The following is a 13,524-nucleotide window of genomic DNA, read 5'->3' as shown; positions in this document are numbered from 1 at the left end:
AAGTCCCCGGGGCCCGTCCAGGTCGTCAGAGACGCCGCAGGGCTCAGCCCTCGGCCTTCTCCTCGTCGGAGCCCTCGGTGGCGCCCTCGGCGGCCTCGACCGTCTCGATGGCGGCCTCGGTCTCGTCCTCGTCCTCCAGGTCGACGACCTCGCCGTTGGTGTCCTTCACCGTGGCGGCCTCGACCACGACGGCCAGGGCCTTGCCGCGGGCGACCTCGCCGACCAGGAGCGGGACCTGGCCCTGCTCCACGACGGCCTGGGCGAACTGGTCGGGGGACATGCCGGAGGAGGCCGCACGACGCATGAGGTGCTCGGTGAGCTCCTCCTGGCTGACGTTGAGGTTCTCCTTCTTGACCAGCTCGTCGAGGACGAACTGGGTCTTGATGCCCTTGACCGCGGCGTCGCGGGTCTCGGTGTCGAACTCCTCGGCGGTCTTGCCCTGGATCTCCAGGTACTTGTCGAGGTCCAGACCCATCTGGCCGAGCTGGTGGTGCTCCAGGTTGTGCTTGCGGGTGTTGATCTCGTCCTCGAGCAGCTTCTCGGGGACCGGGACCTCGACCAGCTCGAGGAGCTTCTCCAGGACGCGCTCCTGGGCCTGGGTGGCCTGGTCGTACTGCTTCATGTTGGCCAGGCGCTTGCGGCTGTCGGCCTTCAGCTCGTCCAGGGTGTCGAACTCGGAGGCGAGCTGCGCGAACTCGTCGTCCAGCTCGGGCAGTTCGCGGGCGGCGACCTGGGTGACCTTGACGGAGACCTCGGCCTCCTTGCCCGCGGCGGAGCCGCCCTTCAGCTCGGAGGTGAAGGTGGCCTCGCCACCGGCCTCCAGACCCTTCACGGCGTCGTCGATGCCGTCCAGCAGCTCGCCGGAGCCGATGGTGTACGAGACACCGTTGGCGATGCCGTCCTCGAGGACCTCGCCGTCGACCTTGGCCTCCAGGTCGACGGTGACCACGTCGCCGTCCTCGGCGGCACGCTCGACCGGGGAGGTGGAGGCGAAGCGCTCACGGAGCTGCTCGACCGACTTCTCGATGTCCTCGTCGGTGACCTCGACGGCGTCGACCTCGACCTCGATGCCGGAGTAGTCCGGGATCTCGAGGGCGGGGCGGACGTCGACCTCGGCGGTGAAGTTCAGCGTCTCGCCGTCCTTCAGCTCCGTGATGTCGACGTCGGGCTGGCCCAGCGGGCTCAGCTCGGCCTCGTTGACCGCCTCGGTGTAGAACTTCGGCAGCGCGTCGTTGACGGCCTCCTCCAGCACCGCACCGCGGCCGAACCGCTGGTCGATGACGCGGGCCGGGATCTTGCCCTTGCGGAAGCCCTTCACCGTGACCTGCTGGTTGATCTTCTTGTACGCCGCGTCGAGGCTGTCCTTGAGCTCCTCGAAGGGCACCTCGACAGTGAGCCGAACCCGGGTCGGGTTCAGGGTCTCCACGGCGCTCTTCACGGTTCGGTCTCCTTGTGGCTGACTTCTTGGTTTCTGCCGGAGCCAGACTGGTCCGGCGGATTTCGCCGCCCGGAGGAGTTCGTAGGCCGAGTGGGCCGGGACACACGGGCGCGCAGCTTGCATAGTAGCCGCAGCCACTCAGCGCCCCAAAAGGCGATCATCACGGTGACGTGAGCCGGTGGTCGGGGTGGCGGGATTTGAACCCACGGCCTTCCGCTCCCAAAGCGGACGCGCTACCAAGCTGCGCCACACCCCGTCTGGTGCGAGACGTAGGGTACATGCCCGGGCCGGATCCGTCGGCCGCTTTGTTCACCGCCGCGCGCGACATCGCCGCAGTCCCACACGTTGGCCTCAGCGGCGGACGACCCGCTACGATGCTGTGCAGTGCCGCGGTCACCGACCTGCGGCGCGCTGTTGCGGGCGTAGCTCAATGGTAGAGCCCTAGTCTTCCAAACTAGCTACGCGGGTTCGATTCCCGTCGCCCGCTCTGCGGCCCAGGGGCCCGGGTTTCCGCTTCGGCGGAACCGGGCCCCTGGCTGTTTTCCGGGGCCCACGGAACCCGGGAACCCTCGCGCCCCGTGAGCCTTCGTGGGCCATGCGGCCTTGCGCCGCCAGGAGCCCCTCGCGAGCCATGAACCTTTGCGCCCCCATGCGCCCATGTGGGTGCAATCGACCCTCGCGCCCCCAGGAGTCTCGTGGATCTCACAGGTCCCGGGTGTTGACCGTGAACACGGAGCGGAGGCCGTAGGGCACGTAGAGGGCGTCGCCGACGCGGACCAGGGCGGCGCCGGCCGGGCCGGTCGAGTCGGCGGTGCCGCCGTCGTCACGGCCGGGGAGGGTGGCCAGGACCTTGCCCGTGGCGGCGTCGAGGGCTGCCAGACGGCCGGTCGGGGAGGCCAGGTAGAGGCGGGTGGACGTGGCCGTCGGCGGGCCGGGCTGCTCGACGGTGGAATTGCTCCGCCACAGCAGCCGGCCGGTGCGCGGCGAGAACGCGTGGACGCTGCCGCTGGTGAAGGTGAGGTAGACCGTCCCGCTCGCGAGGTAGACGCCGCTCATGGCGGACTCGGCGTGGGACAGCTTCACGGCCGTCAGGATGTGCGAGGAGACGTCGAGCAGGGTCAGGGTGCGCAGCGTGTCGGCGGCGTCGGTCAGCACGAGGTGGCCGTCGCTCTCGCCCAGGACGCTGAGGGCGCCCTTGGCCGTCACCGTCCACCGGGGCCGGCCGGTGGCCGGGTCGAGCTGGGCGATGCTCGTGCGGACGACGTGGTAGCCCTTGCCGAAGGATCCGCACAGGACGTAGACGCGCCCGGCGGCGCCGCTCAGCTGGCAGGCGCCCCTGTCGTCCGCGCCCGAGTACCGCAGGGGGTGCTTCCAGCGGACCTTGCCGTCGAGGGCGTCGAGCAGGGCGTACGACTCGCCCCGGTCGCCGAGGACCGTGACGACTCCCCGGGCCGTGGCCACGGCGTAGCTCCCGTCGCCGCCGTCGGCCTTGTCACCGTCGCCGGTCACCGTCCGCCACAACACCTTGCCGGTGTCCGCCCGGACCGCCTGGATCGAGTAGCGGGTCAGGGAGGTGCCCGCGTCGTTCTTGGGCGTGTGGTCGTCGGCGCCCCAGACGTAGGCGACGCCGCCGTGGGTGCCGATGACCGTGCCGCCGAAGCCGCCGCCGTTGTCGGACGGTGTGGGGTCGAGCGGGTAGGTCCAGGTGTTGCGGCCGTCGGCCAGGGCGAAACGGGTCGCCATGAGGGTGTCCCCGGCGCACACCAGGGAGGCGCCGGCGGCGGCGCAGCGGTTGAAGGCGCTGCCGCCGGTCCCGCTGTCGGAGTCGCCGGCGGTCGGGTCCTTCGACTGCCGGTGCCAGGCGTGCCACCCGGCCGGCAGGTTGCCGGGGGCGCCGTCGCCGCCGCGCGTGACGGCGACCGTCGTACCGGCGAGCGCGGCCAGGACGGCGGTGACGGCCCCGGCCAGGAGCCACCCCCTGCGGCCGCGCCGGCGCGGCCGGACCTGCGCGGTGGCGTCCGGCGACGCGGAGCCGGGCGACGCGGGGTCCGGCCTCGGCCCGGGCAGCCGTCCCTCGCGGAGCAGGGTCAGGAGCTCGTCGGGGGATGGGCGGGACTTCGGGTGCTTTTCCAGGCAGAGGCGGACGAAAGGGAGGAGGTCGTCGGGAAGGCCGTCGAGTTCGGGGGCGCCTTCGACGACCTTCGTCGCCGTCTCCCAGGGGTTCGCGCTGTCGAACGGACCGCGCCGGGTGGCCGCGTACACCAGGACGGCGCCCAGGGAGAAGATGTCGGTCGCGGGGCCGACCTCGTTCGGCGAGGTGAACTGCTCGGGGGACATGAAGGGCGGGGTGCCCATCACGCGGCCGGTCTGGGTGAGGGCGTCGGCGGGGGCGAGGTCGGCGGCGCGGGAGACGCCGAAGTCGATGACCCGGGGGCCGTCCTCGGCGAGCATCACGTTGGCCGGCTTCAGGTCCCGGTGGACCACGCCGGCGCGGTGGATGTCGCGCAGGGCCTCGGCGAGACCGGCGGCGAGTTCACGCAGGGGGTGGGGTGACAGCGGGCCGTGGCGGCGGACATGCGTGCCGAGGTCCTCGCCGGGGATGTAGAGCGTGGCCATCCAGGGGTGGGGCGCGTCGGCGTCGGCGTCCACCACGGGCGCGGTGAAGGCGCCGCTGACCTGGCGGGCGGCGGACACCTCGCGGCTGAAGCGGGCGCGGAACTCGTCGTCGTCGGCGTACTGGGCGTGGACGACCTTCAGGGCGAGCCGACGGCCGGACGCCGAGCGGGCGAGATAGACCACGCCCATGCCGCCGGTGCCGAGGCGGTCCTCGATCCGGTAGCCGCCCACGTCCGCCGGGTCCGAGTCGCGCAGCGCCATCCCGGTACGTCACCCCGCAGTTTCAGTTGTCCAACTCCGCCGGTCCGCCCCACCGGGTCAGAAGTTGATCTGGTTGATGGTCTCCGCTATCGAGTTCATGAACCGGGTGATGGACGGCGCCATGCCGGTCGAGGCGAGGAAGAACCCGAAGAGCACGGCGACGATGGCCGGGCCCGTCTTGATGTTTCCCCCTCGGATCAACACCACAAGGATGATCGCCAACAGCAGCACCACAGACAGTGAAATGGCCACAACTGATCACACCCTCGGTCGGTCCGCTCTCCCGGCCCGGAGGTACCCCGCGCACCCCCGCCGTGAACCATGGTGCCACCAACCCGACCGCCCCATGCGGCTCGTGACACAACGTTGAACAACGTCCCGGGGACGGACGAGAGGCCGCACAGTAATTGGACGGGGCACCTGCGCATCGCACCACGGGCAATTGCGCGAGTTCGTTGCCGTGTCCACACATCTTGTGCGCAGGTAATTCGAATTGATGACACAGAGGCGTCGTATGCCCCATTTAGTCGGGATGAATTGGGACATCACGGCTGAACGGTGGGGTTCGCTGTGCCCACCATCACGTGGACAGGGGTGGCAAGTTATGTAAATCAGCGGGTATCCGGAGGCGATAACCAGGAAGGACCACGGGTGTTTTACGAAATCCCACAGTCGACGCTAGGGTGCCTGAGATGTTTGACGCCGCCTCGTCCCCCGGCCAGAACCGCAGTCCTCTCCCCCCGGCACAGTCGCCGGCGGACGGAGTGCCCAGTCCGCGCACCCCGATGAGTACGCAGGGGCGGCAGCCGGCGACGGACAGACCGGGCAAACAGCGCGACTCGTTCTTCGACAACGCCAAGTACCTGGCGATCGTGCTCGTCGCGATGGGCCACGTCTGGGAGCCGTTGAAGGGGGACAGCCGGATCCTGGAGGGCGTGTACACCGTCGTGTACACCTTCCACATGCCGGCGTTCATCATCATCTCCGGCTTCTTCTCCCGCAGTTTCGACATGCGCCCGGACCGGCTGAAGCGGCTGATCACCGGCGTCGCCGTGCCGTACGTCCTCTTCGAGACGGCCTACCCGCTCTTCAAGAACGCCGTCGTGGGCTCCCACGAGGAGATCAGCCTCCTCGATCCCTGGTACCTGACCTGGTTCCTGGTGGCCCTGCTGGTCTGGCGGCTCACCACCCCCATCTGGAAACTGGTGCGCTGGCCGCTCCCGGTCGCCCTCGGCGTGGCCATGCTGGCCACCGTCACCCCGAGCATCGGTGACGACCTCGACCTCCAGCGGGTCCTGCAGTTCCTGCCCTACTTCGTGCTGGGCCTGACCATGAAGCCCGAGCACTTCCAGCTGGTGCGCCGCCGCTGGGTGCGGATCGCCTCGGTGCCGGTGTTCGCCGCCGCCCTCGCGGTCGGCTGGTGGGCGGTGCCGCGCATGAACACCGCGTGGTTCTACCACCGCGACTCCGCGCAGGAACTGGGCGCCCCGTGGTGGTGCGGCCCGGTGATGGTCCTCGCGATGATGGGCTGCTCGCTGGTGCTGACGGCCTGCTTCTTCGCCTGGGTGCCGCGCCGCAGGATGTGGTTCACGGCGCTGGGCGCGGGCACCCTGTACGGCTATCTGCTGCACGGTTTCCTGGTGAAGTTCGGCGACTACCGCGGCTGGTTCGACCACGCCTGGCTGCACCGTCCGCTCGGCGAGATCCTGGTGACCGTCCTCGCGGCCGGGGCCGTCACACTGCTGTGCACCCGGCCGGTGCAGCGGGTGTTCCGCTTCGCGATGGAGCCGAAGATGGAGTGGGCCTTCCGGCAGGACGCGGCCGAACTGGCCCGCGAGCGCCAGAGGACGGAGCGCGAGCGGCAGAAGGTCGCCGTCTAGCCCCGTCTAGCCCGCGTCCGGCCCAAGCCCGTCCCGGGCCGGCCGAGGAAGCTCAAGACCGAGAAGTGCGCGCATCCGTCCGTACTTCTCGGTCAGTCGTTTCCGGGTCGGCCCGTCGAGGACGGCAAGGCGGTCCGGGTCGGCGTTGTGCGCCAGGTCCGCCTCCTTCACCAGCAGCGCGCCCGGGGTGGCGAGGATCCGCCGCGCGTACGCCTCCGGCTGTTCCCCGGGCCTCTTGGTGAGGGCCCGTACGACGGCCTTGGTGCGCGGGGACAGCGCGGCCGCCGTCAGCCATTCCTCGGACAGCGCCTCGTCCTCGACGGCGTCGTGGAGCCAGGCCGCCGCGATCTGCTCGGCGTCCCCGCCGCCGGCCCGTACGCCCTCGGCGACGGCCGCGAGGTGCTCGGCGTACGGCCGTCCTGCCTTGTCGGTCTGGCCCGCGTGGGCCGTGCGGGCGAGGTGCTCGACCTCTGCCAGGGTGAGGTGGGTCTCGGTCATCCCTCGAGTGTCTCCCGGCGCCCATCCGCGGATCCGGGCGGGGGGAGACCCCGACCGCGACAGCTCCGCCGGGCGGCCGGTCCGGGCGGGGCGGCGGGGTGGCCGGGCCTGGCGGGGTGGCCGGGTCCGCCGGAGTGGCCGAGCCCGCCGGAGTGGAAGAGCCCGCCGGGAGAGAAGGACCCGCCGGGGTGGTCAGGTCCGCCGGGATGGCAGAGTCCGCCGGAGTGGAAGAGCCCGCCGGGAGAGAAGGACCCGCCGGGGTGGTCAGGTCCGCCGGGATGGCAGAGTCCGCCGGGGTGGCCGGGTCCGCCGCGCCGGGTCAGCGGGCGGGCGCCGACGCCTCGCGGCAGATCAGCAGCAGTGCGCGATCGTCGTTGACGTCCTTCGCGACCGCCTCGATGAGATGCCAGGCGGCGCCGTGGAAGCCGCCGGCGACGTAGCGGTCGGCCTCGCCGGTGAGCCGGTCGATGCCCTCGACGATGTCCCGGTCGGAGGTCTCCACCAGACCGTCCGTGAACAGCATCAGCACGTCCCCGGGCCGCAGCGAGCCCTTCACGGAGTCGAACTGGGCGAGGTCGTACACGCCCAGCAGCGGACCGTCGGCGGCCTTCTCCTCCCAGCGGCCGCTGCCCGCGCTCAGCTGCAGCCCCGGCGGATGGCCCGCGGAGTACAGCTCGTAGTCGCCGGAGTCCAGGTCGAGGACCAGGTGGATGGAGGTGGCGAAGCCCTCCTCCCAGTCCTGGCGGAGCAGGTATCCGTTCGCGGCCGGGAGGAAGGTGTGCGGGGGAAGGGAGCCCAGCAGGCCGCCGAACGCCCCCGACAGCAGCAGGGCGCGCGACCCCGCGTCCATGCCCTTGCCGGACACGTCCGTGAGGACGACCTCCAGGGTGCGGCCGCCGTTGGTCCGGGCGGCGACGACGAAGTCGCCGGAGAAGGACTGCCCGCCCGCCGGCCGCAGGGCCATCTCGTGGTGCCAGCCCTGTGGCAGCTTCGGCAGCTTGCTCTGCACCCGGATGCGCTCGCGCAGGTCGAAGAGCATGGTGCCGCCGCGCCGCCAGGGCACACCGACCCGGCTGCGGAACTGCGCGGTCAGCAGCCCGAAGAAGCCGCACGCGGCGACCACCAGGACCACGCCCGGGGTGACCCGCGAAGGCCCTTCCGTGTACGGGCCGAGCCGCACCGACTCCACGATCAGCGCGGTGGCGCCCGCCGCGTACAGGCCGAGCAGGCTCGCCGGGCGCAGCACCAGGCCGCCCGCGACGATCGGCAGCACCAGGGTGGCCGGGGAGCACCACACCGAGTTGGCGAGGGTCATGGCCGCGAGAACGGGGATGGTGAGCAGCAGACCGGCGAACGCGATCCAGTCGGAGCCGTCACCGCGGAAGTAGTCGACGGCGCTTCTGCGCAGGCCGACGCGGACCCGGTGCCACTGCATCTTCCACCGGGCCGTGAACTTCTCGGCCTTCGCGCGCCGCCCTCGTCCTGCTGCCATTAGTTCGGGACCCTATCCATCGGACCCGCCGCTTGGCACGGGAGGTCCCACTTGTCCCCCGTGAGAGACCCAACTTCGCGGTTCCGCTTCACAGGGAACGGCACTGCGTGCCGTCGCGCCGCCGCCCGGGAGAATTCACTGGCTCGTCCCGCAATGCCCTGATAGGCATGCCTCATGGGGACTGAACGTGCGAGCGAGGCCCGAGCGACCGAGACGAACGTGCTGCGACCGGAGGAATGGGACGGCTGGTGGGACCACCTGATCCGCGCCTTCGGCGCCGGTCCCGCATCGGGCGAAGAGCGCGAACTGGATAAATCACTCACCGAGTTCGACCGCTCGCTGGTCGTCCGGGACGGGGACACCGTCGTCGGGACGGCCGGAGCGTTCAGCTTCCGCATGACCGTGCCCGGCGGGGAGTCGGTGCCCGCCGCCGGCGTCACCATGGTCAGCGTGGCGGCCACGCACCGGCGGCGCGGGGTGCTGACCTCGATGATGCGGCGCCAGCTGGACGATGTGCGCGCCCTGGGCGAGCCGCTGGCGGTGCTGACCGCGTCCGAGCCCGCGATCTACGGCCGCTTCGGCTACGGGGCCGGAACGTTCCAGCTGCACGCCGAGATCGACACGGGCCGGGTGACGCTGGCCCTGCCCGCCGGCACCGACGAGGTGCGGCTGCGGTACGCGGAGCCGGCCGACGTCCTCGATGCGTGCGAGGCGGTGTACGCGGCGCTGGTGCCGCTGCGGCCCGGCATGCTGGCCCGGCAGCCCGGCTGGGAGCGTGCGGGGCTGCTCGATCCCGAGAGCGAGCGGGACGGGGCGTCGGCGCTGCAGTGCGTGGTCGCCGAACGGGACGGCCGGGTCACCGGGTACGCCCGCTTCCGCACCAAGCTCGGCTGGGGGACGAGCGGGCACGACGGCACGGTGACGCTGGAGGACCTCGCCGCGCTGGACCCCGCGACCGACGCGGCGCTGTGGCGCTTCCTGTTCGACATCGACCTGATGACGACCCTGACCGTGCGGGGACGTCCGCTCGACGACTCCTGGCAGTACCTGGTCTCCGACATCCGGCGCTGCCGGCCGCGCCTGCGGGACTCCTGCTACGTCCGCCTCGTCGACGTCGGTACGGCGCTGGCGGCGCGCACCTACCAGACGCCGGTGGACGTCGTGTTCGACGTCGAGGACGCCTTCTGCCCCTGGAACACCGGGCGCTGGCGGCTGACCGGCGACTCGAAGGGGGCTTCCTGCGAGCGCACCACCGACCGGGCCGATCTGTCGCTGTCCGTACGGGAGTTGGGGGCGGCCTACCTCGGCGGCGTGACCCTGCTGTCGCTGTCCGCGGCCGGGCGGGTGCGGGAGCTGCGGCGGGGCGCGCTGACGGAGGCGTCGGTCGCGTTCGGCTCACCGGTGGTGCCGTGGCTGCCGCACGGCTTCTAGCATCCGCTCACGCCTGCTGACGTCCGGCCGAGTCTTCTGATGTCCGGTCACGCCTGCTGACGCCGACCTCGGCTGCTGACGTCGGTCACGGCTGCCGACAGATCCGGCCGGGGCTCCTGACGTCCGGTCACGGCTTCCTGCGGGTCCGGTCGAGGCTCGCGATGTCCGGTCACGGCTTCTGGCAGGCCGGGCACCAGAAGAGGTTGCGGGCGGCGAGGTCGGCGGTGCGGATCCCGGTGCCGCAGATGTGGCAGGGCAGGGTGGCCCGGCGGTAGACGTACACCTCGCCGCCGTGGTCGTCCACGCGGGGCGGGCGGCCCATGGCCTCGGGGGTGTGCTCGGGGCGGACGGTGTCGATGCGGTTGTGGCGCACGCCCTCGCGCATGAGCGCGACGAGGTCGGCCCAGAGGGCGTCCCACTCGGCCGGGGTGGTGTCCTTCCCGGCGCGGTACGGGTCGATGCCGTGCCGGAAGAGGACCTCGGCGCGGTAGACGTTGCCGACGCCGGCGATGACCTTCTGGTCCATGAGGAGCGCGGCGATCGTCGTGCGGCTGCGGCGGATGCGGGCGTAGGCGGCCGCGGGGTCGGCGTCCTCGCGCAGGGGGTCGGGGCCGAGGCGGTCGTGTATCGCGCGCTTCTCGTCGTCCGTGATGAGGGCGCACGTCGTGGGGCCGCGCAGGTCGACGTAGGAGGTGTCGTTCGCGAGGCGCAGGCGGACGGTGTCGGTCGGCGGGGGTGCGGGGGTCCCGCCGAAGCCGACCTTGCCGAAGAGGCCTAGGTGGATGTGGATCCAGTCGGAGTCCCGGAACCGCAGGAAGAGGTGTTTGCCGTGGGCCTCGGTACGGGTGAGGGGGGCGCCGTTCAGCAGGTCGGCGGCGTCGGAGAACTTGCCCTGGGGGCTGGTCACCCGCGGGGCGGTGCCCTGGAAGCGGCGGGCGTAGTCCTGGGCCAGCCGGTGGATCGTGTGCCCTTCTGGCAAGGCTGAGGCTTCCTTTCCAACCGATGCGCCGGCCCACCCACCCACCCGACTCGGTCGGCAGAGGGGCGGGCGAATGAGAGAAAGACCGACACAGGGGGACGCAGGGACGGGAGGGACGGAGAGGCGGGAGGAACGCAGGGACGGGAGGAACGGAGAGGCGGGGGCAGAGGGCCGGAGGCGGAGAGAGGGAGAGGCGGAAGGACGGGAGGGGCAGAGGGCCGGAGGGGCGGAGGCGGAAGGGCAGAGGCTGAAGGGCAGAGGCTGAAGGGCGGAGATCTTAGGCCCGAGCCCCGCACTGCCCACGTCCAGGATCCACCCGCGCCCGTCCTCGCCCACCGAACAAGTCGATCGGGCGAGCAGGCGGACCGGAGGCGCGAAGGAACGCGCGGGCTCGGGAGCCGACGCGCACTTCGTCCGAGGGGCGCCCGCGCGCACAATCCGAGGGACGCCCGCGCGCACAAATCGGACGGTCGAGCGAGCGGACCGGAGGTGCGAGGGGACGCTCGGGAGCCGACGCTCAGCCCGGGCGGCAGGGACGGCCGCGCCCGCCCCTGCTGGCCGGGGGGGGCCGGGCCGGCGGACGGACGGGAGGAACCGCCGGGGGCGGCGGCGCTGTGCGATCCGCCCCGGATCCGGCTGTGCCCGCCCTTGCCGGTCGGGCGAGGGCGGGCGCGGGTGGGCGCGGTGGGAGGGGGCGGTGCCCCGAGAGGTGGCGCTACTGCTGCGGGTGGTGCGCCGGAATCGGCGGAAGCTCGCCGGTGGTCTCGTAGTCCGACAGCATGTCGATGCGGCGGATGTGGCGCTCGTCACCCGAGAACGGCGTGCTCAGGAAGACCTCGACGAACTTGGTCGCCTCCTCCTGGCTGTGCATCCGCGCACCCACGGCCACCACGTTGGCGTTGTTGTGCTGGCGGCCCAGCGAAGCCGTCTCCTCGCTCCAGGCCAGCGCCGCCCGCACCCCCTTCACCTTGTTCGCGGCGATCTGCTCCCCATTGCCGGACCCGCCGATCACGATGCCGAGCGCGTCGGGGTCCGCCGCCGCCTTCTCCGCGGCACGCAGGCAGAAGGGCGGGTAGTCGTCCTGGGCGTCGTAGATGTGGGGCCCGCAGTCGACGGGCTCGTGCCCCGCCGCCTTGAGCCATTCGACGAGGTGGTTCTTGAGTTCGTAGCCCGCATGGTCGGAGCCGAGATACACGCGCATGGGACGAGTGTGACACGCCCCTTTCAGGGCAGCAGCTCCGGGTCTCGGCGCGGAAAAATGTGAGCCAGACCATTGAACCTCAAGGAAACCTCAAGTAACAATCCGGATTCGGAGGTTCCCGAATCCGTTCGCCTCCGATTCACTGGACCGGCTCGTACACCGCTCGTGCGAGACCCCGTACATCGCCCCACAACGGCACCCCTGCACATACGGGAATCGCTCCACCGGCGCAAAGGAATTCCGTCCCATGACCCCTGGTTCCGGACTTCAAGCAGGCCTCAAGAACCGTCACCTTTCGATGATCGCCATCGGCGGCGTGATCGGTGCCGGACTCTTTGTCGGCTCCAGCTCGGGCATCGCGACTGCGGGCCCCGGCATCCTGCTGTCCTACGCCCTCGTCGGCACCCTCGTCGTCCTCGTGATGCGGATGCTCGGCGAGATGTCCGCCGCCAACCCGACCTCCGGCTCCTTCTCCGCGCACGCCGACCGTGCCCTCGGCCGCTGGGCCGGGTTCTCCATCGGCTGGCTGTACTGGTTCTTCTGGGTCGTCGTGCTCGCCGTCGAGGCGACCGCCGGCGCCAAGATCCTGGAAGGCTGGATACCGGCCGTCCCGCAGTGGGGCTGGGCCCTCATCGTGATGGCCGTCCTGACCGCGACCAACCTGGTCTCGGTCGGCTCCTACGGCGAGTTCGAGTTCTGGTTCGCCGGCATCAAGGTCGTCGCGATCGGCGCGTTCATCGTCGTCGGCCTGCTCGCCATCTTCGGCGTCCTGCCCGGCGCCCACGCCGACAAGGCCACCTTCTCCAACCTGACCTCCCACGGCGGCTTCCTGCCAAACGGGCCCGGCGCGATCCTCACGGGTGTGCTGCTGGTCGTCTTCTCCTTCATGGGCAGCGAGATCGCGACCCTGGCGGCCGGCGAGTCGGAGGACCCGCAGCGCGCGGTGACCAAGTCGACCAACAGCATCATCTGGCGTATCGGCGTCTTCTACCTGGGCTCGATCCTGGTCGTCGTCTCCCTGCTGCCGTGGAACGACCCCTCGATCGCGAAGGACGGCTCGTACGTCGCCGCCCTGAACTCCCTCGGCATCGCGCACGCCGGCGAGATCATGAACTTCATCGTTCTCACCTCGGTGCTGTCCTGCCTCAACTCGGGTCTGTACACGGCCTCCCGCATGGCCTTCTCGCTGGGCCAGCGCGGTGACGCACCCAAGGCCTTCGCCCGCACCACCTCCCGGGGCGTCCCGATGGCGGCCATCCTCGCGTCCGTCGTCTTCGGCTTCGTGGCCGTCTTCTTCAACTACGAGTACCCGAAGACGATCTTCCTCTTCCTCGTCAACTCCTCCGGTGCGGTCGCCCTGTTCGTGTGGCTGGCCATCTGCGCCTCGCAGCTGCGCATGCGGAAGATCATCCAGCGTGAGGCGCCGGAGAAGCTCGTCGTGAAGATGTGGCTGTACCCGTACCTGACCTGGGCGACGATCGGTCTGATCGTGTTCGTCCTCGGCTACATGCTGACCGACACCAAGGGCGAGAGCAGCGGCCGTACGACCGTGCTGCTGTCCCTGCTGGTCGCGGCGATCGTGCTGGTGATCGCCTTCGTGAAGCAGAAGGTGACGGCGGGCCGCCCCACCGAGGCACCCGCGGTCGAGGTGAACGACAAGGTCCCCACGGCCTGACCCGTCCCCCTTCCTGCCTCTCCCTCCCCCTTCCTCCTCATCTCCTTTCTCTC

General features: G+C 70.9%; 10 protein-coding genes and 2 tRNA genes. 4 read left to right on the top strand and 8 right to left on the bottom strand.

From position 1 onward, the window contains the following. Nucleotides 1–43: 43 nt before the first annotated feature. Both tig and ACFZCP_RS32015 read right to left on the bottom strand, forming a co-directional pair. Entirely contained in the window at nucleotides 44–1,438 is a 1,395-nt protein-coding gene (gene tig / locus ACFZCP_RS32020; protein WP_362700397.1) for a trigger factor, read from the bottom strand. Between the two features lie 179 nt (nucleotides 1,439–1,617). Further along, nucleotides 1,618–1,694, bottom strand: a tRNA-Pro gene (locus tag ACFZCP_RS32015). 160 nt (nucleotides 1,695–1,854) lie between these two features. Between ACFZCP_RS32015 and ACFZCP_RS32010 the strand changes: the two genes are divergently transcribed. Continuing rightward, nucleotides 1,855–1,925 (top strand) — tRNA-Gly (locus tag ACFZCP_RS32010). Nucleotides 1,926–2,140: 215 nt separating this feature from the next. Here ACFZCP_RS32010 and ACFZCP_RS32005 read toward each other — a convergent pair. After that, nucleotides 2,141–4,315: a protein kinase gene (locus ACFZCP_RS32005; RefSeq protein WP_391433906.1), complete on the bottom strand. Its 2,175-nt coding sequence runs from the start codon at nucleotides 4,313–4,315 to the stop codon at nucleotides 2,141–2,143. A 57-nt stretch (nucleotides 4,316–4,372) separates the two neighbouring features. Then, complete coding sequence (locus tag ACFZCP_RS32000; RefSeq protein WP_362700393.1) at nucleotides 4,373–4,567, bottom strand: hypothetical protein; 195 nt, start codon at nucleotides 4,565–4,567, stop codon at nucleotides 4,373–4,375. Between the two features lie 533 nt (nucleotides 4,568–5,100). On the opposite strand from ACFZCP_RS32000, the gene ACFZCP_RS31995 reads away from it, so the two are divergent. Beyond that, on the top strand, nucleotides 5,101–6,195 hold the full coding sequence (locus tag ACFZCP_RS31995; RefSeq protein WP_391433901.1) for an acyltransferase family protein: 1,095 nt from the start codon (nucleotides 5,101–5,103) through the stop codon (nucleotides 6,193–6,195). A 6-nt stretch (nucleotides 6,196–6,201) separates the two neighbouring features. Here the strand turns inward: ACFZCP_RS31995 and ACFZCP_RS31990 are convergent, their stop codons facing one another. Next, nucleotides 6,202–6,693, bottom strand: a complete 492-nt coding sequence (locus ACFZCP_RS31990) for an HD domain-containing protein (protein ID WP_391433897.1) — start codon at nucleotides 6,691–6,693, stop codon at nucleotides 6,202–6,204. Between the two features lie 319 nt (nucleotides 6,694–7,012). Continuing rightward, entirely contained in the window at nucleotides 7,013–8,185 is a 1,173-nt protein-coding gene (locus tag ACFZCP_RS31985; RefSeq protein WP_391433894.1) for a SpoIIE family protein phosphatase, read from the bottom strand. A gap of 174 nt (nucleotides 8,186–8,359) precedes the next feature. Between ACFZCP_RS31985 and ACFZCP_RS31980 the strand changes: the two genes are divergently transcribed. Further along, nucleotides 8,360–9,616 carry a GNAT family N-acetyltransferase gene (locus tag ACFZCP_RS31980; RefSeq protein WP_391433891.1) on the top strand — a complete coding sequence of 419 codons (1,257 nt, stop codon included), beginning with the start codon at nucleotides 8,360–8,362 and terminating at the stop codon, nucleotides 9,614–9,616. Between the two features lie 169 nt (nucleotides 9,617–9,785). On the opposite strand, the gene ACFZCP_RS31975 is transcribed toward ACFZCP_RS31980, so the two are convergent. Beyond that, the gene (locus ACFZCP_RS31975; RefSeq protein ID WP_391433888.1) at nucleotides 9,786–10,595 is read right to left on the bottom strand and encodes a DNA-formamidopyrimidine glycosylase family protein; all 810 of its coding nucleotides are present in this window, start codon (nucleotides 10,593–10,595) and stop codon (nucleotides 9,786–9,788) included. A 715-nt stretch (nucleotides 10,596–11,310) separates the two neighbouring features. Then, nucleotides 11,311–11,796 (bottom strand): ribose-5-phosphate isomerase, encoded by a 486-nt coding sequence (locus tag ACFZCP_RS31970; RefSeq protein ID WP_391433885.1) that lies wholly within the window; start codon nucleotides 11,794–11,796, stop codon nucleotides 11,311–11,313. Between the two features lie 247 nt (nucleotides 11,797–12,043). Here ACFZCP_RS31970 and ACFZCP_RS31965 point away from each other — a divergent pair, with 247 nt between their 5' ends. Continuing rightward, nucleotides 12,044–13,471 carry an amino acid permease gene (locus tag ACFZCP_RS31965; protein WP_391433881.1) on the top strand — a complete coding sequence of 476 codons (1,428 nt, stop codon included), beginning with the start codon at nucleotides 12,044–12,046 and terminating at the stop codon, nucleotides 13,469–13,471. Nucleotides 13,472–13,524: the final 53 nt, after the last annotated feature.

It is taken from the genome of Streptomyces sp. NPDC007971 (assembly GCF_042958635.1).
In the GTDB taxonomy this organism is placed as follows: domain Bacteria; phylum Actinomycetota; class Actinomycetes; order Streptomycetales; family Streptomycetaceae; genus Streptomyces.
Note: the sequence above shows the minus strand (reverse complement) of the source record. Positions and strands in the feature narration are given on the sequence as shown.

What these genes read in the sequence shown, in the direction of transcription:
- ACFZCP_RS31965 (WP_391433881.1), top strand. Translation starts at nt 12,044, where the DNA reads ATGACCCCTGGTTCCGGACTTCAAGCAGGCCTCAAGAACCGTCACCTT.
- ACFZCP_RS31970 (WP_391433885.1), bottom strand. Translation starts at nt 11,796, where the DNA reads ATGCGCGTGTATCTCGGCTCCGACCATGCGGGCTACGAACTCAAGAAC.
- ACFZCP_RS31995 (WP_391433901.1), top strand. Translation starts at nt 5,101, where the DNA reads ATGAGTACGCAGGGGCGGCAGCCGGCGACGGACAGACCGGGCAAACAG.
- ACFZCP_RS31980 (WP_391433891.1), top strand. Translation starts at nt 8,360, where the DNA reads ATGGGGACTGAACGTGCGAGCGAGGCCCGAGCGACCGAGACGAACGTG.
- ACFZCP_RS31990 (WP_391433897.1), bottom strand. Translation starts at nt 6,693, where the DNA reads ATGACCGAGACCCACCTCACCCTGGCAGAGGTCGAGCACCTCGCCCGC.
- ACFZCP_RS31985 (WP_391433894.1), bottom strand. Translation starts at nt 8,185, where the DNA reads ATGGCAGCAGGACGAGGGCGGCGCGCGAAGGCCGAGAAGTTCACGGCC.
- ACFZCP_RS32005 (WP_391433906.1), bottom strand. Translation starts at nt 4,315, where the DNA reads ATGGCGCTGCGCGACTCGGACCCGGCGGACGTGGGCGGCTACCGGATC.